26 protein-coding genes are annotated in these 23,934 nt (G+C 67.6%); 10 read left to right on the plus strand and 16 right to left on the minus strand.

Going from position 1 to position 23,934, the window contains the following annotated elements; translation table 11 throughout:
- The first annotated feature begins 76 nt into the window (after nucleotides 1–76).
- Together ACIA75_RS01250 and ACIA75_RS01255 are read left to right on the plus strand one after the other, a co-directional pair.
- On the plus strand, nucleotides 77–910 hold the full coding sequence (locus tag ACIA75_RS01250; RefSeq protein ID WP_397100827.1) for a hypothetical protein: 834 nt from the start codon (nucleotides 77–79) through the stop codon (nucleotides 908–910).
- A gap of 81 nt (nucleotides 911–991) precedes the next feature.
- Nucleotides 992–1,288: a hypothetical protein gene (locus ACIA75_RS01255; RefSeq protein WP_397098616.1), complete on the plus strand. Its 297-nt coding sequence runs from the start codon at nucleotides 992–994 to the stop codon at nucleotides 1,286–1,288.
- A gap of 151 nt (nucleotides 1,289–1,439) precedes the next feature.
- Here ACIA75_RS01255 and ACIA75_RS01260 read toward each other — a convergent pair whose 3' ends face one another.
- From ACIA75_RS01260 to ACIA75_RS01300, 9 genes are all read right to left on the minus strand, one after another.
- The gene (locus ACIA75_RS01260) at nucleotides 1,440–2,129 is read right to left on the minus strand and encodes a response regulator (protein WP_397098618.1); all 690 of its coding nucleotides are present in this window, start codon (nucleotides 2,127–2,129) and stop codon (nucleotides 1,440–1,442) included.
- Nucleotides 2,126–3,361, minus strand: coding sequence for a sensor histidine kinase (locus ACIA75_RS01265; RefSeq protein WP_397098620.1), 1,236 nt, complete (start codon nucleotides 3,359–3,361; stop codon nucleotides 2,126–2,128). The genes ACIA75_RS01260 and ACIA75_RS01265 overlap by 4 nt, the downstream gene beginning before the upstream one ends.
- A 222-nt stretch (nucleotides 3,362–3,583) precedes the next feature.
- Complete coding sequence (locus tag ACIA75_RS01270; RefSeq protein ID WP_397098622.1) at nucleotides 3,584–5,635, minus strand: CocE/NonD family hydrolase; 2,052 nt, start codon at nucleotides 5,633–5,635, stop codon at nucleotides 3,584–3,586.
- A 375-nt stretch (nucleotides 5,636–6,010) separates the two neighbouring features.
- Nucleotides 6,011–6,748 (minus strand): phosphoglyceromutase, encoded by a 738-nt coding sequence (locus ACIA75_RS01275; RefSeq protein ID WP_397098624.1) that lies wholly within the window; start codon nucleotides 6,746–6,748, stop codon nucleotides 6,011–6,013.
- A gap of 94 nt (nucleotides 6,749–6,842) precedes the next feature.
- Nucleotides 6,843–7,754 (minus strand): ROK family protein, encoded by a 912-nt coding sequence (locus tag ACIA75_RS01280; RefSeq protein ID WP_397098626.1) that lies wholly within the window; start codon nucleotides 7,752–7,754, stop codon nucleotides 6,843–6,845.
- A gap of 42 nt (nucleotides 7,755–7,796) precedes the next feature.
- Complete coding sequence (locus tag ACIA75_RS01285; protein ID WP_397098628.1) at nucleotides 7,797–7,943, minus strand: hypothetical protein; 147 nt, start codon at nucleotides 7,941–7,943, stop codon at nucleotides 7,797–7,799.
- Nucleotides 7,944–8,109: 166 nt separating this feature from the next.
- The gene (locus tag ACIA75_RS01290; protein ID WP_397098630.1) at nucleotides 8,110–8,610 is read right to left on the minus strand and encodes a YbjN domain-containing protein; all 501 of its coding nucleotides are present in this window, start codon (nucleotides 8,608–8,610) and stop codon (nucleotides 8,110–8,112) included.
- Entirely contained in the window at nucleotides 8,607–9,947 is a 1,341-nt protein-coding gene (gene mshA, locus ACIA75_RS01295) for a D-inositol-3-phosphate glycosyltransferase (protein ID WP_397098632.1), read from the minus strand. Before mshA ends, ACIA75_RS01290 begins: the two co-directional genes overlap by 4 nt.
- A gap of 288 nt (nucleotides 9,948–10,235) precedes the next feature.
- Nucleotides 10,236–11,069, minus strand: a complete 834-nt coding sequence (locus tag ACIA75_RS01300) for an alpha/beta fold hydrolase (protein WP_397098634.1) — start codon at nucleotides 11,067–11,069, stop codon at nucleotides 10,236–10,238.
- A 22-nt stretch (nucleotides 11,070–11,091) separates the two neighbouring features.
- Between ACIA75_RS01300 and ACIA75_RS01305 the strand changes: the two genes are divergently transcribed.
- The gene (locus ACIA75_RS01305) at nucleotides 11,092–11,826 is read left to right on the plus strand and encodes an SDR family NAD(P)-dependent oxidoreductase (protein ID WP_397098636.1); all 735 of its coding nucleotides are present in this window, start codon (nucleotides 11,092–11,094) and stop codon (nucleotides 11,824–11,826) included.
- Between the two features lie 72 nt (nucleotides 11,827–11,898).
- Here the strand turns inward: ACIA75_RS01305 and ACIA75_RS01310 are convergent, their stop codons facing one another.
- Nucleotides 11,899–12,972, minus strand: coding sequence for a UDP-N-acetylmuramate dehydrogenase (locus tag ACIA75_RS01310; RefSeq protein WP_397100829.1), 1,074 nt, complete (start codon nucleotides 12,970–12,972; stop codon nucleotides 11,899–11,901).
- Nucleotides 12,973–13,029: 57 nt separating this feature from the next.
- Here ACIA75_RS01310 and ACIA75_RS01315 point away from each other — a divergent pair, with 57 nt between their 5' ends.
- The 4 genes from ACIA75_RS01315 (at nucleotide 13,030) to ACIA75_RS01330 (ending at nucleotide 15,811) form a co-directional block, all read left to right on the plus strand.
- Nucleotides 13,030–13,518 carry a DUF2505 domain-containing protein gene (locus tag ACIA75_RS01315; protein WP_397098638.1) on the plus strand — a complete coding sequence of 163 codons (489 nt, stop codon included), beginning with the start codon at nucleotides 13,030–13,032 and terminating at the stop codon, nucleotides 13,516–13,518.
- A gap of 152 nt (nucleotides 13,519–13,670) precedes the next feature.
- Nucleotides 13,671–14,186, plus strand: a complete 516-nt coding sequence (locus ACIA75_RS01320) for a DUF2505 domain-containing protein (protein WP_397098641.1) — start codon at nucleotides 13,671–13,673, stop codon at nucleotides 14,184–14,186.
- Nucleotides 14,156–14,953 carry a class I SAM-dependent methyltransferase gene (locus ACIA75_RS01325; RefSeq protein WP_397098644.1) on the plus strand — a complete coding sequence of 266 codons (798 nt, stop codon included), beginning with the start codon at nucleotides 14,156–14,158 and terminating at the stop codon, nucleotides 14,951–14,953. Before ACIA75_RS01320 ends, ACIA75_RS01325 begins: the two co-directional genes overlap by 31 nt.
- 129 nt (nucleotides 14,954–15,082) lie before the next feature.
- Entirely contained in the window at nucleotides 15,083–15,811 is a 729-nt protein-coding gene (locus ACIA75_RS01330; RefSeq protein WP_397098646.1) for a DUF2993 domain-containing protein, read from the plus strand.
- A gap of 286 nt (nucleotides 15,812–16,097) precedes the next feature.
- Here the strand turns inward: ACIA75_RS01330 and deoC are convergent, their stop codons facing one another.
- Nucleotides 16,098–16,766, minus strand: a complete 669-nt coding sequence (gene deoC / locus ACIA75_RS01335) for a deoxyribose-phosphate aldolase (RefSeq protein ID WP_397098648.1) — start codon at nucleotides 16,764–16,766, stop codon at nucleotides 16,098–16,100.
- A gap of 139 nt (nucleotides 16,767–16,905) precedes the next feature.
- Here deoC and ACIA75_RS01340 point away from each other — a divergent pair, with 139 nt between their 5' ends.
- Entirely contained in the window at nucleotides 16,906–17,427 is a 522-nt protein-coding gene (locus ACIA75_RS01340; RefSeq protein WP_397098651.1) for a GNAT family N-acetyltransferase, read from the plus strand.
- Between the two features lie 395 nt (nucleotides 17,428–17,822).
- A complete protein-coding gene (gene purU, locus ACIA75_RS01345; protein WP_397098654.1) occupies nucleotides 17,823–18,713 on the plus strand; it encodes a formyltetrahydrofolate deformylase in 891 nt (296 codons plus the stop codon).
- 6 nt (nucleotides 18,714–18,719) lie between these two features.
- Here the strand turns inward: purU and ACIA75_RS01350 are convergent, their stop codons facing one another.
- The 5 genes from ACIA75_RS01350 to ACIA75_RS01370 form a co-directional block, all read right to left on the minus strand.
- The gene (locus tag ACIA75_RS01350; protein WP_397098656.1) at nucleotides 18,720–19,763 is read right to left on the minus strand and encodes an alpha/beta fold hydrolase; all 1,044 of its coding nucleotides are present in this window, start codon (nucleotides 19,761–19,763) and stop codon (nucleotides 18,720–18,722) included.
- Between the two features lie 124 nt (nucleotides 19,764–19,887).
- A complete protein-coding gene (locus ACIA75_RS01355) occupies nucleotides 19,888–20,184 on the minus strand; it encodes a DUF2516 family protein (protein WP_397098659.1) in 297 nt (98 codons plus the stop codon).
- 68 nt (nucleotides 20,185–20,252) lie between these two features.
- Nucleotides 20,253–20,924 (minus strand): heparin-binding hemagglutinin, encoded by a 672-nt coding sequence (locus ACIA75_RS01360; protein WP_397098661.1) that lies wholly within the window; start codon nucleotides 20,922–20,924, stop codon nucleotides 20,253–20,255.
- On the minus strand, nucleotides 20,921–21,415 hold the full coding sequence (locus tag ACIA75_RS01365; protein WP_397098663.1) for a helix-turn-helix domain-containing protein: 495 nt from the start codon (nucleotides 21,413–21,415) through the stop codon (nucleotides 20,921–20,923). Before ACIA75_RS01365 ends, ACIA75_RS01360 begins: the two co-directional genes overlap by 4 nt.
- Nucleotides 21,416–21,505: 90 nt before the next feature.
- Nucleotides 21,506–22,858, minus strand: coding sequence for a DUF445 domain-containing protein (locus ACIA75_RS01370; protein ID WP_397098665.1), 1,353 nt, complete (start codon nucleotides 22,856–22,858; stop codon nucleotides 21,506–21,508).
- Between the two features lie 388 nt (nucleotides 22,859–23,246).
- Between ACIA75_RS01370 and ACIA75_RS01375 the strand changes: the two genes are divergently transcribed.
- Nucleotides 23,247–23,933: a TetR/AcrR family transcriptional regulator gene (locus ACIA75_RS01375; protein ID WP_397100831.1), complete on the plus strand. Its 687-nt coding sequence runs from the start codon at nucleotides 23,247–23,249 to the stop codon at nucleotides 23,931–23,933.
- Nucleotide 23,934: the final 1 nt, after the last annotated feature.

Below are 23,934 nucleotides of genomic sequence, written 5' to 3' on the forward strand. Positions count from 1 at the left end.
AGCGTTAGGGGTTGTGACGTCTGGCGCAGCCACGAACGACTCCCTCCCCGCTCCGACCGATCTTCCGATGCCGAAGATGCGGCCGAGCCGGGAAGTGCCGCTCGACTTCCCTCGGGAGTGGCTCGAGTTCGTGGACCCGGCCGATGAGGAACATCTGATCGCCGCCGACCTGACCTGGCTGACCTCGCATTGGACCTGCGTATTCGGCACCCCGGCCTGCCAGGGGATCCTGGCCGAGCAACCGGATGCCGGCTGCTGCACGCACGGCGCGTTCCTCTCCGATGACGACGATCGCAAACGCCTGCGCAAAGCCGTGAAAATGCTGACCGCCGCCGACTGGCAGCTGATGGATCAGGCCCGTGACGACAAGGGAAAGATCAGCCGCAAGACCTATCTGGAAACCGACGATCTCGACGACGAACCGGCCGAGCGCACCCGCCGGTACAACGATGCCTGCATCTTCCTGAACCGCCCGGATTTCCCGGGTGGAGCCGGGTGCGCGCTGCACATCATGGCCGTCCGCCGGGGCCTGGAGCCGCATACGGTCAAACCCGACGTCTGCTGGCAACTCCCGATTCGCCGGACCCAGGACTGGGTGACCCGGCCGGACGGGGTCCAGATCCTGCGGACGACGATCACCGAATACGACCGCCGCGGCTGGGGGCCCGGCGGTGTGGACCTCGACTGGTACTGCTCGGGCTCCCCCGACGCGCATATCGGGGAGCGGCCGGTCTGGCAGTCCTATCGCGCCGAGCTCATCGAATTACTGGGCGAACCCGCCTACCGGGAACTCGAACGGCAACTGCTGCGCCGGGAGGGCACACCGGTCGTCGCGGAACATCCCGCGACCACGCAGGCCCGCCGCGATGCCCGGGCGCGCCCACCCCGGAATTCCACCCCGGACCGATAGTATTCAGGGACTCGACCTGCGATAACCCACCGCACCGGAGGTGGCGCCATCACCAGAATTCTCGCAGCTACCCTGATCGCAATGGCGGTGACCGCGGCCGCGGCGGGCGGTGCCATCGCGGAGCCGGCCGCCGACCCCCATCAGTTCTCCGACCACACCACCGAGTTCATCCCCCTCGGCGCGCCGAATGCGCTCGCCGCCCGGGACTCGGGTAAGCAGCTCGTGCTCAGCCCGCACGGGACCCGGCGCAGTATCGTCTGCCGCGGTAACGGGATCACCGTGGCGCTCTACGACTGCAGCCAGGAAGACGGTCTGGGCTGGGCCCCGCTGCACCGGACCGATACGCCGTTCGGCAACGTCTGGGTCTACTTCCCCTGATCAGGCTCTGCCCATGCAGCCCCGAGCGGAGGGCCCTCCGTGGATACGCTGCGCTCCCGCCTCGGGCCTGACTCGCTCAGGCTCTGCCCATTCAGCCCGAGCGCGGGCCCTCCGTGGTTACGCTGCGCTACCGCCTCCGGGCCTGACTCGCTCAGGCTTCGAGTTTGTACCCCAGGCCGCGCACGGTGACCAGATGCTCCGGCCGTGCCGGATCGGACTCGATCTTCGACCGCAGCCGTTTGACGTGCACATCGAGGGTTTTCGTATCGCCGACATAGTCCGCGCCCCAGACCCGGTCGATCAGCTGACCGCGGGTGAGGACCCGGCCCGAGTTCCGGAGCAGGTATTCGAGCAGATCGAATTCCTTCAGCGGCAGAGTCACGGGGTTGCCGTTCACCAATACCGTGTGCCGGTCCACGTCCATCCGGACCGGGCCGGCTTCCAGGACGCCGTTTTCGCTGTTGGAATCCATTTCGTCGCCGGCACCGCGGCGCAGCACCGCCCGGATCCGGGCGATCAGCTCCCGCGCCGAATACGGTTTGGTGACGTAATCGTCGGCGCCCAGTTCCAGCCCGACCACCTTGTCGATCTCGCTGTCGCGCGCGGTGACCATGATCACCGGCACCCCGCTGCGGGTGCGCAGCTGTTTGCAGACGTCGGTGCCACTCATCCCGGGCAGCATCAGATCCAGCAGGACGATATCCGCGCCGGAGCGGTCGAACTCGGCGAGCGCCGAGGGGCCGTCACCGGCGATCGTGACCTCGAATCCTTCCTTGCGCAGCAAGAAGGCGAGCGGATCGGCCAGCGATTCCTCATCCTCGACGATCAACACACTCGTCATCTGCGTGCCTCCACACCATTCGATCGGCCCGGGCCGGTTGGACGCGGGCTGGGTTCTCTTTTCGTCAACGCGGGCAGACCGTCGGCGCCGTTACCGTCGGTCTCCTGGTGCGCGGGTATGCGCAGGGTGAATGTCGAGCCGGTGCCGAGCTTGCTCCACAGAGTTATCTCACCGTTGTGGTTGGCGGCCACATGTTTCACGATAGCCAGGCCGAGGCCGGTTCCGCCGGTGGCGCGGGACCGCGCTTTATCGGACCGGAAGAAACGTTCGAACACGCGTTCCTGATCGTCTTTCGCGATACCGATACCGCGGTCGGTGACGGCCATCGCCACATAGGCGCCGCGGACCGACCGGCTGACCGAGACATGGGAGCCGCGCGGTGAATAAGCGATGGCGTTCTCCACCAGATTCGACAGCGCGGTGATGAGCAGAGTTTCGTCACCGCGGACCTCGAGCCCGCTGGGCCGGTCGGTGCTGACCGTGATGCCGGCCGCTTCGGCCGCGGTGCGGGAACGGTCCACGGCCTGGTTGACCACCGTATCGACGTCGACGACCTCGAGTTCGGGCAGTTTCTCCGCACCTTGCAACCGTGACAGCGCGATCAGTTCGGTGACCATCTTCCCGAGGCGGCTGGATTCGGCCAGGACCCGCTCACCGAAATGCCGGACCGCGTCGGGATCGTCGGCCGATTCCAGCAGCGCCTCGGCCAGCAAGCTCATCGCCCCGACCGGGGTTTTCAGTTCGTGGCTCACATTGGCGACGAAATCGCGGCGCGTGGCTTCCATCCGGGCCTGTTCGGAATCGTCGTCGGCGAACAGGACGGTGAAACTGGTCTCCTCGGGCGAGAGCGGCCGGGCCAGGCCCCGGACCGCGATGCGGCCGCGCCCGGGCGTGGGCTTTTCCGCGGTGAGATCGAATTCCGCCGATTCAGCGGTCGCCAGTACTTTCTCCACCGCCCCCCACGCGCGTTCGTCGAGCAGCCGGTTGCGGACCAGGCCGAGTTCTTCGGCTCGCGGGTTCACCAGGACGACATCGCGGTACTCGTCGACCACGGCGATACCGCTCTCCGAGGCCAGCACGATCAGGTCGAGAACCTGGGACATGGTGAGACCGGAGTCGGCCTGCCGGCGCTGTGCTGTCCGGGCGTTCACATAGGGGATCACCAGTCCACCGACAGCCAGTCCGACGACAGCCGCCAGGACTGCCAGCAGTACGGCCTGGGGAACGCTCACATCAGGAATCGTACGGTCGACGACGCGCAAACAAACCCGGGGTCGGTGAAGTTTCGTGCAGGTCACGGCCGATTCCGGCGGTGTTCGCCCGGTGTTTACGCATTGTTCGGCAGGGGCCGGGTTTGGGATCGGCCGCGGGCGTGCCCGGCCCCGTTCCGACCAAAACCCCGTTGTGTCTGGGACACAACGGGGTTCGCTTCGGTCAGCCTTCCGCCGGGGGATTCACCACCCCGGGTTTCCGCGTACCGGCACGTTCACGAAACTCGGCCGGTTCGGATCGAGCTGCACATGCTGCGGCTTCAGTCCGGTATCGATGAGCATCGGCAGCGGCGGCACACCCTTCGGCGGATTGCCGGCATAGACATCCACCCGCAACCGATGCCCCGGCTCCAGCCTCGCCTCGATCGCCGGAACCGCGATATCGAGCGTGGTCACCTCACCGGGGACGGTGAGCCGGCGGTTCTCGAGCGTGACGAACGGACGCGGATCGGTGTAGTCGCCGTTGGCCGACCGGCTGCTCTGCGACTCGTCGATCTCGCGCAGCGAAGCCATCAGCTGCCCCGACGACAACACCCGGGACTGCCCGTCGGGAGCCACGTCGTTGACCGTGACCGACCAATAGCCGTCGGCCGCGTCCTGCACGGTCTCCAGGTGCACCGCGATCGGCCCGGAGATATCGACGGCTTCGCCGACCAGCGCGCTGGTGAAGGTCAGCCCGTTGGATTCCTGGATCCGGGAATCCGCGCCACAGGCGTTGATGATCGCGATGATCCCGGCGGTCGCCTGCGCGGCATCGTTCGAACACACCCCGGTGAGCCCCGGGGCGACGGTCAGTCGCGCGGAACTGCCGGCCACCGTGCTCAGCGATCCGTCGTGCACGCTGTGACCGCCGGTCCCGCTGGGCGCCGCGGACAGGTACATCCGCCGGTGCTCGGCCTGCTGATCGGCCGGAGCGCTCTCCCCGAAGCCGTCCCGGGTGACCCAGCCCCCGCCCTGCTGCCGCAGGGTCACCGGGCCGTACCGGTCGATACCGTTGTCGATACCTTTCAGCCACTTGTCGAACCAGGCGCGCTGCAGGACGTCCAGGCGCGGCGGCAGCCCCGGTTTGCCCGATTCGCTGCCCGAATTGATGTGATAAGTATCGCCCATCAGCAGCTGTTTCTGCCCGGCCGGGACCGCGATCTGGTTGTAGATCTGCGATTCCGAGTAGGTGAACAGATCGTGCCAGCCACCGGTCACGAAGGTCGGCACGTCGATCTGCGCGGGATCGCCCAGCCAGGCCTGCCGGTCCGCGCTGTCGCCGCGGATCATCTCCTGCAGCCGCGGATCCAGATCCTCGACCCGAGGTGTGGTGTAGGCGTTGAGAAAGACATCGAGATAGGTGAACGGCGACGAGAGCCGATCGTGCAGCCACTGCTGATCGAATGTTCCGGTAACCATGGATTGCACATCCGGCATCCATTTGGTCGCGTTGATCAGCGACATCCAGAGCGGGATGAAGTTGAAGCCGAAACCGCCACCGGGCATGAGCACATCCTGGGCCAGGTCACTACCCGGGACCACCGGGAACAGCGCCTTCAGCGCGGGCGGATGCTGTTCGGCGGCCTGCAACTGGTTGATACCCGAATACGACATACCGGTCATCCCGACCTTGCCGTCGGACCAGGACTGGCGCGAGGCCCAGTCGACCACCTCGACGGTGTCGAGCTGTTCGCGCTGCCGCAGCATGTCCCATACACCCTGCGAGAACCCAGTACCCCGGACATCCACCACCACCTGGACGTAACCGCTCTTCACCAACTGCCGGTCGACGGCGAAGTTCCGCATCGCGCCGCCGCCGAGCGCCTTGGTGAGGTCGGTGAGCCCGGACAGCGGGGTTCCGGTCATATCGATATCCCGGGCCAGCTGGTTGACGGCATCGGACAGCCCCGGCACGGATCCCATGTGGTCGACGAGGTTCGACGCCAGTTTGGTGTACGGGGTCATGTTCACCAGCACGGGCGTGCGCGTGTCGACGGGCCGGGACGCGGCATCGGCGGGCCGGTACACATTCGCTTTCAGCACCGTGCCGTCACTCATGGTGATCGGCACATCCCAGGTGATGTTGATATTCGGGTACTGCTGCGGCCCGTCATGGGTCGCCGCCCACTGCACCCCGGCCGCGCCCCCATCGGGTCCCGTAGCCACCGGCGCCGCGGCGGCACCGCCGCCCAGCAATGGCCCCAGCAGTACCGCGGCGGCAATTACCACAGTGGCGCGTAACACGATCTTCATCGGCCGTGATCCACCTCTCGAACTGGTCGGACGATCAAGAGCATACACAGCGTTACTCGCGAGTAACGAGAATTCATCGTGCCCATTTCGACGAATTGCGTTCCACGCCGAGAATTAGTGACCCACTCACAAAAAGAATCGAGACTCCCGTGCTGGTTCACAAAGAGTGCAACCCCCCGGACACAGAATCCAAGTCGACATCCCCCTCGCATCACTCGGTCCGATGAGCATTCCCGGCCCGGGTTCCGCCCCATGTCCACGACGATTCAACGGAGGCCTGCAGAACCTGGCCACCCGGGCGCCGACCCGCCGGAGGCGGGACCGAAAAAAAGAGCGCCGCAACCGTTTCGGGTTGCGGCGCTCGACGTCGAACGTCTACCGGCCGCCCTGGTTGGCGACTGCGGCGGCACCGGCGGCCGCGGCTTCCGGGTCCAGGTACTCGCGCGGTCGGACCGGGCGGAGATCTTCGTCCAGTTCGTAGCGCAGCGGGATACCGGTGGGAATGTTGAGCCCGGCGATATCGTCGTCGGAGATCCGGTCGAGGTGTTTGACCAGCGCGCGCAGCGAATTGCCGTGCGCGGCGACCAGCACCGTCTTACCGGTCAGCAATTCCTGAGAGATGGTCGACTCCCAGTACGGGACCATCCGGTTCACCACGTCCAGCAGGCATTCGGTGCGCGGCACCTCGATATCGGAGTACCGAAGATCGCCCGCCTGGCTGTATTCGTCGTCCAAGTCGATCGGCGGCGGCGGGGTGTCGTAGCTGCGGCGCCACAGCATGAACTGGTCTTCGCCGTATTCGTCGCGGATCTGCGCCTTGTTCTTGCCCTGGAGCGCACCGTAGTGCCGCTCGTTGAGCCGCCAGTCCCGGATCACCGGAATCCAGTGCCGGTCGGCGGCGTCGAGCGCGATATTCGCGGTCGAGATCGCGCGCCGCAGCAGCGAGGTGTAGACGATATCGGGCAGGATGCCGTGCTCGGCCAGCAGTTCACCGGCCCGTTTACCCTCGGCGACGCCCTTGTCGGTGAGATGCACGTCCACCCAGCCGGTGAACAGGTTCAGGGCGTTCCATTCGCTCTCGCCGTGGCGCAGCAAAACGAGGGTGTAGGTCATGCGGGTCATCCTGCCATGAGGCCGTGCCTGTCTTGCGTGGGCCCGGACCGCCCTCGGCCGATGAGAACCACCTGTCCGTACGTGCCTCTGACAGCTACGGGTGCACAGCCCCGAACGGGTTTTCCGCCGAGGACGCGAGAACGGCCGCACCGACGAGCGTCGCCCCGTCGTCGAGCCGGGACAGCTCGACTCGGAGACCACGCAGGAAACCGAGACCCGCATGCCGCTCGACCGCCGCACGCAGCGGCTGCCAGAGCGGCTCGCCGGAGTGGGCGAAACCGCCGCCGATCACCACCGTGTCCACATCCAGCAGGCCGGCCGCGGAGCTGATCGCCTGGCCGAGCGCGGTTCCGGCGCGCGCCAACGCGGCCACGGCGATCGGCTCGCCCGCCCGGGCCGCCTGTGCCAGCTCGGCGCCGGTCTCCCCGGTCCACCCGCGTTCCCGCGCCCACCGCGCCGAGGACATCCCGCTCGCCACCGCTTCGACACAGCCCACGCCGCCGCACGCGCAGGGCACATCCCAGCCCGGCACGACGATATGCCCGATATGCCCCGCGTTCCCGGTGCGGCCCAGCGATACTCGTCCGTCGACGACGATCCCGCCGCCGATACCGGACGATACGGTCATCGCCAGCGCGTTGCGGACGCCGCGAAGCGCGCCCGAATTTCGCTCCGCGAGAGCCAGGCACGCGCCGTCGATCGCGAAACGCACGGTCGCGCCGGGGAAAAGCGCCTCGACCGCGGCGACGATCCCGAAGCCGGAGCGCCACTCCGGAATATTGAGCGGACCCGTGACGCCGGCCGGAACGTCCACCGGCCCCGCCGATCCGATCCCGACCGCCGTCACCGTATCGCCGCCGGCAACCGCCAGCAGCAGGTCCCGGCACACCTCCCAGACGCCCGTGGCCGGCACCGGGGCCCTCCGGACCGCCGTCACTCGTCCCGCATCGTCGACCAGTCCCGCGGCGAATTTCGTCGCCCCGATATCCAGCGCCAGAACCGCCACCCACGCCTCCTGAACATCCCGATCCGCCGACCCGATTCTCGCTCACGCGGACGCGTATCGACGACCCAGCCCCAGATGGGCGGCGCTGGTGGTTCCGGGAATCGCGAGCAGATGCTCGCCGCGGTGCAACAACCACGACAGCGCCAGGCGGGTAGCCGTAATTCCGGGCGCGGCCGCGATTTCGGCCACCCGCCGGCCGGTGGCAGCGGCGCCAGGGTGAGCGGGAGGAACGCCACGAAGGCGATTCCGGCGGCACAGGTGAGTTCGACGATCTCCGTCATCGGCGAACCGAACTCCTCGGCCTCATCGAGAAGGTGGCGGTCCCGAGCCCTGCGCGCTGATACCGACGACGGCCTCAGGGTTTCTCGGAGCTGTCCACCAGGTGTTCGAACGCGCGCAGATTCTGCAGGGATTCACCACGCGACACCCGCCACTTCCATTCCTTGCGAATGGATTCGGCGAAACCGAGTTCGAGCAGGGTGTTGAAATCGCCGTCCACGGCCTCGAGGATCTGGCCGAAGATACGGTCCAGTTCCTCGGCTGTCACCGAATGTGTGGCGGCCCGGCCGACCAGGTAGATATCGCCCAGCTTGTCCAGCGTGTAGGCCACGCCGTACAGCCGCCGGTTGCGCCGCAGCAGGAATTTGTAGACGCCTTCGAAGTTCTCGTCGGGTTTGCGGCAGACGAAGGATTCGAACCGCACCCCGTGCCCGCCCACGGTGAGCATTACCGCGGTCTTCAATTTCCGCTCGCCCGGAAGCACCGCTACGAAGGCCCCGTCTCCGGGGCGCGTGTATTCGATATCGCGGTCCCGCAGCGTTTCCTCGACGATCCGTGCGGTCTCCGGCTCGCTCATCTGAGCACTCCCGTCCGGCGCCGCCACAGCGCCCGCGATCTGGCCTGGTTCTCGCCGAGGATAGTGGGACCGCGACCGTGACCGGACAATGCGCCGGTGTAGCTGTCGAGCAGTTTCTCCGCGGTATGCGCCCACGAGAAATCTGCGGCGTGCGCTACCGCGCTCTGACCCATCCCGGCCAGCCGCGCCGGATCGTCCAGCAGGTATTCCAAAGCACCGGCCCAGTCGGGCGTGCGATGGCCCGCCACCAGCAGGCCGCTGTGCTCGTGCCGGACCGCGGTACCCAGCCCGCCGACCGCCGCCGCGAGCACCGGAGTACCGCTGGCCTGCGCTTCCAGCGCGACGAGCCCGAACGATTCGTTGTAGCTCGGCACGGCCACCAGATTCGCCGCCCGATAGACCTGCACCAGCCGTTCGGGCGGCTGGGGCGGCAGGAAGGTGACATGGTCGGTGATACCGAGCTGAGCGGCCAGTTCGATGAGCGCATCGGGCCGCTCCAGACCGGTGCCCGAAGGCCCGCCGACGATCAGCGCCCGCAATGTCCGGCCCGGCCGGCGGCGCAGTGCCTCGGCAACAGCACGGACCAGCACATCCGGCGCTTTCAACGGCTGGATACGACCGACGAACGCGACGATCTCCTCGCCGGCGGCCAGCCCGAGTTCGACGCGTGCGGCCGCGCGGTCGCCGGGGCGGTAGCGGGTCAGGTCGGCACCCGGCGGCACGATATCGATACGTTCGGGCAGCGCGCCGTACAGTTCGACCAGCTGCCGGGCCTCCCGCGCGGTATTCGCGGTGAGCCGGTCGGCTTCGGCGATCACCTGCTTCTCGCCGATCTCCCGGGTCGCCGGTTCGGGAGCGTCGCCCTCCGCGAGCGCGGCGTTCTTCACCGCGGCGAGGGTGTGCGCGGTATGCACCAGCGGCACCCGCCAGCGATCTTTGGCCAGCCAGCCGACCTGACCGGACAGCCAGTAGTGCGAATGGACGAGGTCGTAATAGCCGGGCACCTGCCGCGCTTCCTGCCGCAGCACCTCGGCGGTGAACGGACAGAGCTGGGTCGGCAGATCGTGCTTGTCCAAGCCCTCGAACGGACCCGCCACCACATTGCGCACCAGCACGCCTGGCGCGGCTTCCTGCACCGGCGGCAGATTCGACGAGGTGGCCCGAGTGAAAATCTCCACCTCTGTCCCCCGCTGGGCCAGCTGTTCGGCGGTCTGCAGCACGTAGACGTTCATCCCGCCCGCGTCCCCGGTACCGGGCTGAGCCAGTGGTGAGGTGTGCACCGTCAGTACGGCGATACGGTTCGGCCGTCGGTCCGGGCGTTCACTCACGATGTCCATACTGCACGGTGCAACGCGGCAGCCCGACAGCTCCTTCCCCCAAGGTGAAAGTCATCACACTGTGTTTTTGGCGCCGCCTCCGGCGGCGCGGGGTTCGGGGCCCCCTTGGTCTCGATTCTTCACTCCGCCGCTCCTCCGCTTCGCTCCCCCGCTCTGTCGCTCCAGAATCGAGACGGGCCCCGAACCATGAAGGTGAAACGCCATCGAAGGCTGACCGGGGCGCAGAAGGAGCGGGGAGAAAGATTCGAGACGAGGGGCCCCGAACCCCTGCTCCGCCGAAGACACAGCTCAGGATCTCGGGGCACACTCTCGGGCGAACTCGGCGACCTCGGTCACGAAGCAATCGGGGTCCTCGAGGAACAAGCCGTGCTGGGCGCCTTCCCAGATCGATGCCCGGCCCAGCGGAGCGGTCTCGGCGATATAGCGCCCGTCGGCGACAGGGACCACCGGGTCCGCCGAACCGTGCAGGACCAGCACCGGCACATCGAGCCCGCGCAAGGTCTCGGTGTTGTCCACCGACCGATAGAACAGTGCCTTCCGCACGAACGGCGGTGTCGCCAGGCTCGCGCCGAACAACCGCTGCGCGTCGGCCCCCTTGTCCCGGGCTGATCCGGTATTGGCACTGCCGAACGCGGTGAATCCGCGCATCGCCCGCCCCGGACTCTCCTCGAACGCATCCGGGATTGCCTGCTGCATCGCCTCGCCGACCTCCGCACCCGGCACGCCCCGGCCGATATTGGCCATCGCCCCGGTGAAGACCACCCCGGCGACCGCGCTACTGCCGTACTCGGCGAGATAGTCACTGACGACGATCCCGCCGTAGGACCACCCCAGCAGGATCGCGCCCGAATCGATCGATTCGGCGGCCAGCACGGCCGCGATATCGCCCGCCCAGTTCTTCGGCTCGTCGTAACCCGTATCCGGCGCCCCGGAGTACCCGTGGCCGCGCAGGTCGACCGCGATCACCCGGAAATCCGCGGCGAGATCCTGGAAAACCCGACCCCAGCAGCGCAGATCCGCCGACCAGCCGTGCACCAGCAGCACCGGCTGCGCGTCCACGGCCCCGCCTGTGCGGTAAACGATGCTGGTCCCGTCGACACTGTGCACTTCCTGGATAGCCATGGGCGCATCATAGGATCGGGTCATGAGCACTCGCACCGCTGTTGTCACCGGCGCCAGCTCGGGTATCGGGGAAGCCACCGCCCGGGAACTCGCGAAACAGGGTTACCACGTGTTTGTGGGCGCCCGCCGGGCCGACCGGCTCCAGCAGCTGGCCGAGGAGATCGGCGGGACGGCGCTCACGCTCGATGTGACCTCCGACGACTCGGTACAGGCCTTCGCCGAGGCGATCGACAGCGCGAATATCCTGGTCAACAATGCGGGTGGCGCGAAGGGGCTGGCCACGGTCGCCGAGGCGGATCTCGACGACTGGCGCTGGATGTGGGAGACCAATGTGCTGGGCACCCTGCGGATGACCAAGGCGTTGCTACCGAAACTGATCGCCTCCGGCGACGGCTTGATCGTCACGATCACCTCGGTCGCGGCGTTCCACGCCTACGACAACGGCTCCGGTTATACCTCCGCCAAGCACGCCCAGGCCGTCCTGCACCGCACCCTGCGCGGTGAACTGCTCGGGCAGCCGGTCCGGCTCACCGAGATCGCGCCCGGTGCGGTCGAAACCGAGTTCTCGCTGGTCCGCTTCGACGGGGACGCCGGCCGCGCCGCGAAGGTCTACGAGGGGATCGACCCGCTGGTCGCCCAGGACATCGCCGAGATCGTCGCCTTCGCGGCAAGCCGGCCGCCCCATGTGAACCTCGACCAGATCATCGTCAAACCGCGTGATCAGGCCGATCCGGGCCGTTTCGCCCGCCGGAGCTGACCTGATCGCAACGGCCGCGGCCGATCCTGCCGTACTCGCTGTAGGTAGCCCGCGCTGTCGTGCGGATCGTCCTCAGATCTCCGTGCCGACGGTGACCGGCTCCGGTGTCAGCACGATGCCGAACCGGTCGGCCACTCCGTCGCGCACCGTGCGCGCCAGCGCGACGATATCGGCGGCTGTCGCGGTGCCCCGGTTGGTGAGGGCCAGGGTGTGCTTGGTGGACAGCCGGGCGACTGCCTCCGGACCCGGGAAACCCTTGCCGAAACCGGCACGTTCGATCAACCAGCCGGCGGAGAACTTCACCCCGGCGGCAGCGGGGAATTCCGGGACCGGCACCTCGCCGAGCTGCTGCCGGATGGCCGCGCGCACCCGTTCGACCTGGTCCGCGGGGACGATCGGGTTGGTGAAGAAGGAGCCGGCGCTCCAGGTGTCGTGGTCGGCGGAATCGAGCACCATCCCCTTACCCGCACGCAGGCCGAGAACGGTATCGCGGACCGCGGCGGCCGGGCGGCTTTCGCCCTCCGCGGCACCCAGACGATCCGCCAGTTCGCGGTACGCGAGGGGCGCGCTGGCACCGGACGGGTCGAGGGCGAACTCCACCGCCAGAACCACCGCGTCGTCGCGCTGTTTGAGGCGGCTGGTGCGATAGCCGAAGGCGAGGTCGCCGGGAGCCACCCAGTGGGTTTGCCCGGTTGCGCGGTCCAGCAACCGGACCCGGCGCAGCAGGTTCGCGACCTCCACCCCGTACGCACCCACATTCTGCACGGGCGTCGCCCCCGCCGATCCGGGGATCCCGGACAGGCATTCCAGTCCACCGAACCCGGCCCGCACGGTTTTCGCGACCACCGCGTCCCAGTTCGCACCGGCTTCCGCGGTCACCGTATCGGCACCCAGCTCGACCACCTCGGTGGCGATCCGGACCACGACCCCGGGAATATCGTCATCGGAGATCAGCAGGTTGGACCCCCCGGCGAGCAACAGCACCGGCACCGCCGCGGCGTCCAGGGCGCGCACCGTGGCCACCAGTGCCTCGGTGGAGGAACATTCGGCGACCGTCGCCCGGCCGCCGACCCGCAGCGTGGTCAGCTCCGCCAGGGCGACAGCGGACCGCACCTGCGCGCCCGTTCCGGCCAGCAGCTGCCGCAGTTCGTCCGCGGGGACAACCCGAGAAGTTCGCACGACCAGACGGTAGCGTGTCCGGTCATGGCTACAGCGCTGGCGTATACGGCTCACTATTCTCATCCGGTCGCCGCGGTTCGCGAAGCGTTCTGCACGGAGAAGTACTGGAGGGACCGTATCGCCGCGGTGGGCGGACCGAACGCCCGGTTCGTATCGCTCGATGTGGACGGCGAGCAGGTACGCATCGAAGTGGTGCAGTCCATCCCGGCCGACGCGCTGCCGCCCGCCATCACCGCCGTACGTCCCGGGGATCTGATCATCCCGCGGACCGAGCTCTGGTCCGGCACCACCGGTAGCTTCGAAGCCCGGGTCGAAGGGGCGCCCGCTGAAGTACGCGGCACCATCATCGCCACCGACGAGCCCACCGGCGCCGTCGCCGAGGTCTCCGGGACGATCGAGGTGAAGGTTCCGCTGTTCGGCCGCAAGATCGAGGAAGCCATCGGCGAGCGGCTCACCGATCTGCTGGTCGAGGAGACCGCGTTCACCAACAGCTGGATCACCGAACAGCAGTAACGACCCGCACCGGGGACCCTGCGGATGTGTTCTCGAGCACGAGCGAGGGCCCCGCGTGGTAACGCGGCACCACCGGCTCCGGGCCTGACTCGCGCAGGCTGTCCGGCCGCCTCCGGATCGCCCGCACGCAACTGGGCGGTAACCTACCGCGCATGGCTCGCCGACTGGACTATTCCGCCCGCTACCCGCTGCACACCACCAAGGAGTTGTACGCGGCGCTGACGAACCAGGATTACTGGGAAGCCCGGATGGTCGAAATGCGGAAGTACTCGCCCAACGAAGTGATCAGCATCGATGTGAGCGAGGACGGCATCGACGTGGTGCTGCACCACATCCTGCCGCGCGAGGTGCTGCCCGAGGTCGCTCAGTCGGTGATGCGCAAGGATATGGTCATCACCCGCAAAGAGAGCTTCGGACCGTTCGGCCCGGAGGTCGAGGGTAAATACGCCGCCTCGATCCCGGCCGGCCCGGGCAGCCTCACCGGCACCACGCGCCTGTTCCCCACCGAGACCGGCTGCACCATGCGGATGTCCTCGGAGGCCAAGGTCTTCATTCCGATGGTGGGCCCGCGGCTCGAACAGCTCATGCTGGTGAACCTGGTCGACCTGTTCCGCGCCGAGGCCGAGGTGACCCAGAAGTGGCTGGACGACCAAAAGACCGGCAGCTGACCGTCCCGCTCGGCACGGTCACCCGGGGCACCACGGGAACCAACCGGCTCCGCCGCAGCGACCGCAGGCTCGTCCACGACCCGCTGATCGCCGAAGTACTGCGCCGGGTCGCGGACCCGTTGGTGGTCGATCTCGGTTACGGCGCCCAGCCGTGGACAACGCTGGAGCTGGCCGCGCGGCTGCGCACGATCCGGCCGGATATCCGCGTGGTGGGCCTGGAAATAGACCCGGCGCGGGTGGTCCCCGACCGCGACGGAGTGCGTTTCGCCCGCGGCGGATTCGAATTGGCCGGTCTGCGACCGGTCCTGGTGCGCGCCTTCAATGTGCTGCGCCAATATCCGGAATCGGCGGTTGCCGAGGCGTGGGCGAGGATCCTGCGGGGGCTGGCACCGAACGGTGTTCTGGTCGAGGGCACCTGCGACGAACTGGGGCGCCGCTGCGCCTGGGTGGTACTCGATCGAACCGGCCCCCGGACACTGACCCTGGCCTGGGACCCGTTCACCGTCGAACGCCCGTCCGACCTCGCCGAGCGACTGCCCAAAGCACTCATCCACCGCAATATCCCCGGCGAACCCGTCCACGCTCTGTTGTCGGCGGCCGACCTGGCATGGGCCCATTCCGCGCCGCTGGCGGTGTACGGGCCCCGGGTGCGCTGGCGCGCGGCGGCGAATCTTCTCCGGGCACAGGGGTGGCCGGTCCACAACCCACGGCGCCGGGTGCGCGACAACGTGCTGACCGTCCCCTGGACCACCGTCGCTCCCGCGTGACATGCGGACCCGCACTGTGTCCCATCTCACAAACCCGGCGCCACTATCGCGGCTGACGTCGTCACGTTCACCATGTGCCCATACTCGGACCTCAGAGCGGGCACAGAAATATGCGGAAGAATCGCTCTCATGCCCACCAAGACCCTGTCGGTACCGAAGGTCAGCCGCCGCACCGCCCTGATCGCCGTGATCACCGCTGTTGTGCTGGTGGCCGCCGCGCTGGTCGGCGGTGAAGCCTATGCACGGCACCGGATCGCGAGCTGTATCAGCACCCAGTTCGAGCAGGAGATGGGCTCGAAGATCAACGTCGGCTTCGGGGCCAAACCACTGCTCGTCACCATGGTGGACGGGAAGGTCTCCCGGATGGATGTCGACAGCGAAGGCGCCGAATTCGGCCCCGCGGTCGATATGCAGGTGCACGCGCAATTCCACGATATCCAGATGCCGGAGGGCAGTAACAGCGGTAGCACGATCGGCAGCTCGACCGCCGATGTCAGCTGGAGCAACGAGGGAATGGCCCAGACGCTGCAGGGCCTCGTCAGCGAGGTCCGGTCCGATCCGGCCTCCGGTCAGCTCACCATGGCGGTGCTGGGCGGCCTGGGTGAACTCCGGATCACGCCGCAGATCGTGGACGGGAAAGTGCAACTGGAGGTCGGTCAGGCGCAGTTCTTGGGCATCGGGGTGCCGGACGATCTGGCCGAGGGAGTGGTGAACCTGATGACCGAGAGTATGCAGGTCTACCCGCTGGGTCTGCAGCCGACGGAATTGCGGGTCACCGACAACGGTGTCGAAATCGACCTGCAGGGCGGCCGGGCCGAGTTGCCACCGCCGCCCGAGGGCAGCAGCGCCTCCTGCTGAATGTTCAGCGCCGAGTCCGACTGCGCGGGTCGTGGTCCTGGTAACGCCTCTCCGGCGTGGACCATCCGCGAAGGACTCTCGGCGTAGACCGTCCGGGAAGGGGCGGGCTGTAATTTTGGAGACGCTCCGCGTCTCGAGGGCGGGGCCCTATCAACCCCTGGTCTTCACTCCTCCGCTCCTCCGCTTCGCTCCCCCGCTCCGTCGCTCCAGACCAGGGGCGGGCCCCGCCCATTGGGGGTGGACGATTCGGGGAGGTGGGGAAATGTGTTGATCGGGAGGGGATTGGTTACTCCGGGAAGCCGTCGAGAACTGCGCGGCTGCGGGAGAGTCCGAGGCGGGTGGCGCCGGCGGCGATCAGGGCGGCGGCCGCCTCGGCGGTACGAATCCCACCGCTGGCCTTGACCCCGAGGCGCCCGCCGACGGTATCGGCCATCAACCGCACGGCGTGCGGGTCGGCGCCCCCGGCGGGATGAAAACCCGTGGAGGTCTTCACGAAATCGGCCCCCGCCTGTTCGGCCGCCCGGCAGGCCTGCACGATCGCCTCGTCGGAGAGCGCGGCCGATTCGATGATCACCTTCAGGACGGCGCGCTGCTCGATCGCCTCGCGGACCACGATGATATCGGCGAGGACCGCGGAGAAATCGCCGGCGACCGCGGCCCCGATATCGATGACCATATCGACCTCTGCCGCGCCCTGATCCACCGCGAGCCGAGCCTCGGCGCCCTTCACCAGCGAATGATGTTTGCCGGACGGGAATCCCGCGACGGTCGCCACCACCACACCCGGCGCCCGCACCGGCAGCATGGCCGGCGAAACGCAGATCGCGTAGACCCCGAGCTCCCGGGCCTCCGCCACCAGGGCGGTAACATCCGCGCTGGTCGCTTCCGGGGCGAGCAGTGTGTGGTCGATCATTTCGGCCACTTCGGACCTGGTCAGCGCTGCGGAATCGGCCATGGCACGAGAGTCTGGCACACCCGGTGCGAATTCCGTTGCGGGCCTCCGGTTCGTCGGGAACACTCGCCGACAGCACACGATGGAACACCGCCGACAACGCCAGTGGAACACTCGCCATCGGCACTAGGAGAGGACGACGTTGCTGATCCGCCGCGAACGTTTCGCCGATATCGCCGCCGTGGCGGCCGTACATCGCAGTGCGTTCGCCGCTCACTACCCCGGGCTCGCGCAGGATCCGCCCGAGGTCGCGCTGATGGACGAGTTGCGCAGCGATCCCGGCTGGATCCCGACGCTGTCCATGGTCGCGGTGGCCAACGAGACCGTGGTCGGCCATGTCTGTGTCACCCGCGCGACGGTGGGACCCTTCCCGGTGCTGGCGCTGGGCCCGATCGGGATCCTCGCCGACCGGCAGCGGGACGGCATCGGCTCGGCGCTGATGCACGCTGCCATCGGCGCCGCCGACGCGCTCGACGAACCCCTCATCGGGCTGCTCGGCAGCCTCGACTATTACCCGCGGTTCGGCTTCCAGCCGGGGGAACGTCTGGGAATAATCCCCGACCAGCCCGACTGGGCAAGTCACTTCCAGGTCCGGCCGCTCACCGCCTACGACTCCCAGATCCTGGGTGAGTTCCGCTACGCCGCGCCCTTCTACACCCTCTGAGACGGGTTTCTGCGCCGCTTTGCGCACCCGGCGGCGGTGTCCGGTCCAGCCGAACTGTGCGGTTCTAGATCCGCGACCATGATTTTGCCGACCAGGGTTCGCCCACCGTCGTTGCGCTGTGTTTTTGGCGCCGCATCCGGCGGCGCGGGTTCGGGGCCCCCTCGTGTCTCGAATCTTCCCTCCTCCGCTCCTCCGCTTCGCTCCCCCGCTCCGTCAGTCCAGATCCGAGACGGGCCCCGAACCACCGCATGCTGACCCACCGGATCCACAGAAGGGGTGTAGTCGCAGGCGAACGGAGGTGCTGACATCCGAGCCTGACGCGCCCAGCGGCGGCGCCGAGTCTTACGAAACCCTGCGCGCCAGCGCGCCGAAACACAGCCAATTACGCTGACCTCATGGTTTCCGCTGTTCGCGCCTCCGACGATCGCCGATATGTGCTGACCCTGGGCTGCCCCGACCGCCCCGGCATCATCGCCGCCATCACCTCGTTCATCGCCGGGTTCGGGGGCTCCATTCTGGAGGCCGGATACCACTCCGATCTCGACACCGGCTGGTTCTTCACCCGCCAGTCCATCAAAGCGTCGACCGTGCCGTTCGGCGTCGAAGAGCTGCGGACGCGGTTCCACGGCGTCGCCGCCGAACTCGGTCCGGAGACCGAATGGCAGGTGCACGATTCGGGGATCCGGCGGCGGGCAGTGGTGCTGGTCAGCAAGGAGGGGCACTGCCTGCACGATCTGCTCGGCCGGGCGACTTCGGGGGAACTACCGGCCACGATCGAGGCGGTGATCGGCAATCATCTGGATCTGGCCGGGATCACCGAGGCGCACGGGATCCCGTTCCACCATGTGCCGTTTTCCAAGGACCCGGCCGAACGCGGACCGGCTTTCGAACGGGTCCGCGAACTGGTCGACCAACACGATCCGGATGCGGTGGTGCTGGCCCGGTTCATGCAGGTGCTACCGCAGCGACTGTGCGAACACTGGGCGGGGCGGGCGATCAATATCCACCACAGCTTCCTGCCGTCCTTCGTCGGCGCCCGGCCCTACCATCAGGCGTTCGCTCGCGGGGTCAAACTCATCGGCGCCACCTGCCACTATGTGACGGCGGAACTGGATGCGGGCCCGATCATCGAACAGGACGTCATCCGGGTCGACCACGCCGACGAGGTGAGCGATATGGTCCGCCAGGGCCGCGATATCGAACGGGTCGTGCTGGCGCGCGGTCTGCGCTGGCATCTGGAGAGCCGAGTTCTGGTGCACGGGAAGCGCACCGTGGTGTTCTCCTGAGCGGGCTCAGCCCACGGCTTCGGCGGGCGCCCGCACGGAGGCGAGCACCTCACCGAGGATCTCGTTGAAGCGATCGATCTCTTCCAGGTTGCCGAGATGTCCGGTGGGGAGCAGCTCGAACCGAGCGAGGTTGCCCGCTTCCCGCAGCCATTCGGCGATCTGTTCGGCATGCACTGCCGGAGTCATATCGTCCGCGGTGCCCGCGACCACTGTGGTCGGCACGGCGAGGTGGCGGGCAGCGTCCCCGAGATCCATCTCGGCCAGCAACCGGCCGAACTCCGAACGGACCCACGACCGGCAGGAACGCACGATGTTCATGCCGAACTCGATCGCTTCGGGATCGGCGGCCAGGCTCATGATCTGCCGCGCGAAGACCCATCGCACGGGCGCTACCGGCGGAAAAACGATCCGGCCGCTCAGCCCGCCGCGCCCGAGCCACATCGGCAACGGCACCACCCGGTTCAGCAGTGGTAGCGGCCGGTTGAAGAACGGGACCACGGTGGTCTCGGCGACCAGCGAATGCGGCCCGGTATTCGCCAGCAGCACCGCCACGGCCTGGTCCAGGACTCGCTGCGGATACTTACCGGCCCAGGCCTGCAAGGTCATCGCGCCGAGGCTGTGCCCGACCAGAACTGCCCGCTGCCCGGGCCGCAGCACCGCGTCCAGCACCGCACAGAGGTCGTCGGCCAGCAGATGGCAGTCCAGCTGCTCGGGGTCGCCGAATTCGCTCTCCCCGTGCCCGCGCAGGTCGAAGGCGATCACCCGGTATTCGCCCGCGAAGGCGTTGATCTGCGGGTTCCAGTACTCGAGCGAACAGGTCCAGCCGTGTACGAGCACCACCGGCTGGGCATCCCGCGGGCCGTAGGCGTGGGCCCGGATCCGGGCGCCGTCGGCGGCGCGCACTTCGATGACCTCGTACTCGGCGGCGGGCGGGTTCAACGCGGCGTTCCGGTATCCGCCGCGGGCGCGCAGGGCCGCCCGGTGCACCTCGAACAGCCCATCGATCTGATGAGTGAGGGCAGTCAGGACCTTCGGCATCGTTGCGCGCATGGACACTCCTTTGTGTTACTGATTGACACAGTAATACGCAGGATTCGGGTACGCCAGGTGACTTACCCGGGAAGGTGGGTATCCCACCCCATTTCCAGCCGTCCGGAGGCGGCGGGCAACGCGCCTACCAGCGCGGCCCGCGCTGGACCTCGTCCACCTTCGGACGCACATCGGCCAGGTAGATGCCGGTGGCGATGATCGAGATGAACGCAAGCAAGCCCAGCTGGGGGGCGGTGACCAGCAGCAACAGCGCCGCCACGCCGAGGATGCCGAGCCATATCGGTTTCGTCAGTTTGTCTACCGCGGTGAACGCATCGGAACGCTGGCGCACGGCGTGCACCAGCGCGAAAACGGTCGCGCTGATCGCCAGCAGCCACAGCGCGGCCATGATCCACCAGGTCAAGCCAAACACCTGTTCCATGTCCCCATGATAAGAGCAGCGCCCCCGCACACCACAGGTGCACGGGGGCGCGAGCCCGGACCACCAGGTCAGATGGACTTGGGGGCAGCCTTCTTGGCCGGGGCTTTCTTGGCCGGGGCCTTCTTGGCGGCGGGAGCCTTCTTCGCGGCCGGCGCGGGCTCCGGAGCGGGCTCGGGCGCCGGCTCGACAACCTCGGCGTCGAGCACATCAGCGGTAACGGGAGCCTCGGGCTCCACCACCGGCACCGTATCCTCGGCGGCCTTCCCGGTCCGGCCGATCAGGCCGTTCACCCGGTCCAGCACTTCCTCGGCTCGGCTGCCGGCCTCCTTGTAGAGGTTCTCCACGCGCCCGACCTGCTCCTCGACCAGGTGGTTCGCGCGCAGCCGCTCCATGGTTTCCTCGCCGCGCACGGCCAGATCCGAGTAGATGTCGAGCACCTGGCGGTAGTACTGCTCGGCCAGTTTGCGCAGTTCGTCGGCGGTGAACTTCTCCCGCAGTTCGGCCAGGTCCTCCGGCAGTTCCGACGGCAGCTCGGCCAGTCGCGTGCGGATCTGCTCGAACTGGGTCTGCACGTCGGCGGGCAGGCCGGCGAACCGCTCCCGGGCCTCGTCGACGCGGCCGTTGACGTCGGTGGCCCGCTCCCGCACCTGAGTCACCGCGTCCAGAACTGCGGTGTAGACGGCGTCCGTGGCACCGACGGTGGCGAACAGCGGTTTCACATTCGTGTACTTCTCGGTCATTTATCGTTCTCCTGGCATGGCGGAACGTCGGTGGTCGGTTGTGGAACAACGCTGTCCCGAGCGATCGTTTCCTCCGGCCCGTTCTCCCGGCGGAACGATTCGTAGATATCCAGGAGCACCTGTTTCTGCCGCTCGCTGATCGCGGAATCGGCCAGCAGTGCATCCCGGACGGGACTGTGCGCCCGCTGCTCGAGGAAGCCGGCACGCACGTACAACACCTCCGAGGACACCCGCAGCGCCTTGGCGATCTGCGCGAGTACCTCGGCGGAGGGGTTACGCAATCCGCGCTCGATCTGGCTGAGGTACGGGTTGCTGACCCCCGCCAGCTGGGCGAGTTGACGCAACGAGACCTGGGCGGCCTCGCGCTGCGCCCGGATGAACCCCCCGATATCCTGCGCCGCGTTGACCACGCGGGCTGCCTTGTCACCGGCACCGGCGGACGCTGCCGGATCGTCGGTGCGCTGAGCGGAAAACTCGGGCTGTTCAGCCATCACTCACCTTCTGGCGTGTACATACGCAACGATAAATCAGGGTGCTAGCAATTGCAAGCACTTGTGCTAGCGGTGTCTTCTGGCGCGGGGTTATCCACCGAACATCAGGTTGGACACTGTGTAGATGAGCAGGCCCGCAAGGCTGCCCACCACTGTGCCGTTGATCCGGATGAACTGCAGATCGCGGCCCACCTGGACCTCGATCTTCTTGCTCGCCTCCTCGGCGTCCCAGCGGGCGACCGTATCGCTGACGATCGTCGCGATCTCCTCCGCATAGTTGGCCGCCAGGTAGCGGGCTCCGCGTTCGATCCATCCGTCGACCTTGGCGCGAGTGGCGGTATCGTCGCGCAACCGTTCGCCGAGCTGCTGCACATTCTCGGCGACCTTGCGGCGCAGGGTGCTGTCCGGATCGTCGGCGGATTCGAGGATCAGCCGTTTGGCCGCTCGCCAGGTGGCCTCCGCCAGGCCCGTGATCTCCTCGCGGCCCATGATCTGGGTTTTGATCCGCTCCGCTTTGGCGATCATGGTCTCGTCGAATTGCAGGTCGTGGGCGAACTCTTCCAGGAAGCGGTTGGCCGCCAGCCGGACCTCGTGGTCGGGGGTCGACCGCACCTTCCAGGTGAATTCGACCAGCTCGCGGTACACCTTCTCGGACAACAGCACGTTCACGAACTTCGGCGCCCACTGCGGAGCCTCGCCCATGACGATCCGGTCGATCGTCTCCTGACTACCCAGCGCCCACTGGTGGGCGCGTTCGGCCAGCAGGTCCAGCAGCGGGAGCTGGCGGTTATCGGCCAGCAGCTCGGCCAGTACCCGGCCGATCGGCGGACCCCACTGCGGTTCGGCGATCCGCTTCACGATCGTGTTGTCGATGATCTGCTCGACGTCTTCGTCCCGGAGCACGCCGACCACGGCCCGCAGGATGGTCGAACTCTCGTCCGCGATCCGCGCGGCGTTCTCCGGATTCGCCATCCAGCGCCCGACCCGCCACGGAATCTGCGCAGAATTGACCTTCGCGGTCACCACCTCCGGCGAAAGGAAGTTGGTCCCCACGAAGTTGCCCAGGCTGGCACCCAGTTGATCTTTCTTGCGGCGGATGATCGCGGTATGCGGGATCGGCAGGCCGAGCGGATGCCGGAACAGCGCGGTCACCGCGAACCAGTCGGCCAGCGCGCCGACCATCCCTGCTTCCGCCGCCGCCCGCACATAACCCACCCAGTCGCCGGCGCCGCCACGTGACTCCAGCCACCGGCACACCAGATATATGACGGTGGCCAGGGCCAGCAGACCCGTCGCGACGGCTTTCATCCGCCGCAGGTCACGTTTCTTGGCCGCATCGTCGGTGAGCGTGGCGAAGACGCCCGGAGGTTCCGGCTGCCGACCCCCGGCGGGAGTTGCGGGAGCGGAATCGAGCACCGCGCTACTGCCGATCGGTTTCTGCATACCCCCATTCTGCTGTGTAAGTGGCGCCGCCTCCGATGGCACGTGCCGGGGCCCTGTCAACCCGAGGTGCTCACTCCCGCCGATCGCTCCGAAACAGAACGAACCCCGGCACGGGTGCTGACTACGTGCCCAGCGGCGGTGCCGAGCCTTACGAGGCCCTTGGAGGTTTTGGCCCGGCCCTGCGTTCAGCCCTCGAAGCGCATGCGGCGCAGCCGCGAGTCTCGAGGGCTGAACGCAGAGCCCAAGGGGGCCAAAACCCCGCGCGCGCCAGCGCGCCAGAAAGACAGAGCATACAGTGGAACGCACGCGAACCGAACGGACCGAGGAGCCCACGCTGTCCACCGAAGACCTGCTCGATGTCGGGAACTCCGCCGATCGATCGGCGCCGGTGCGTACCGCGCGACCCGATGGCCGTAAACGGCGCTGGCGCCAGCACAAGATCAACCGGCGGGAGGAACTCGTCGACGGCACCCTCGCGGCAGTCCGGACACGCGGTGGCAATGCCGGCATGGACGAGATCGCTGCCGAGATCGGCGTGTCGAAGACCGTCCTGTACCGCTACTTCGCCGATAAGAACGACCTGGTGAACGCCGCTATGCAGCGGTTCATCGAGATCACCCTGATGCCGCGGGTCTACGGGGCGATCAGCCTGGACGCCGACGAGTACCAGCTGGTCCGTTCCGCCCTGGCCGAATATGTGGGCGCGGTCGACGAGGACCCCGAGGTCTACCGGTTCATCATGGGCACCGGTTCCGGTGACCCGTCCTCGCTGGCCGATTTCGAGCGGCTGTTCGCCGAGGTGGTGGCGGCCGCCATCACCGAACGCGGCAGTGACCTCGGGATCGAGACCGAGGGGGTGATGCTGTGGTCGTATGTGATCGTCGGCGGTATCCAGCTCGCCACCCACTGGTGGACCACCAACAAATCCATGCCCCGTGACGAAGTGATCGATTACCTCACCATGATGGTGTGGAGCGCTATCGAGGGGATGGCGCGGGCCGGCGGTTCCCGGGCCAAGTTCGCCGGGCAGGAACATGTGCTGCCGCCGATCGACCCCGGCGACCAGGCCGTCTGAG

This window comes from Nocardia sp. NPDC051750 (assembly GCF_044453135.1).
GTDB lineage: Bacteria > Actinomycetota > Actinomycetes > Mycobacteriales > Mycobacteriaceae > Nocardia.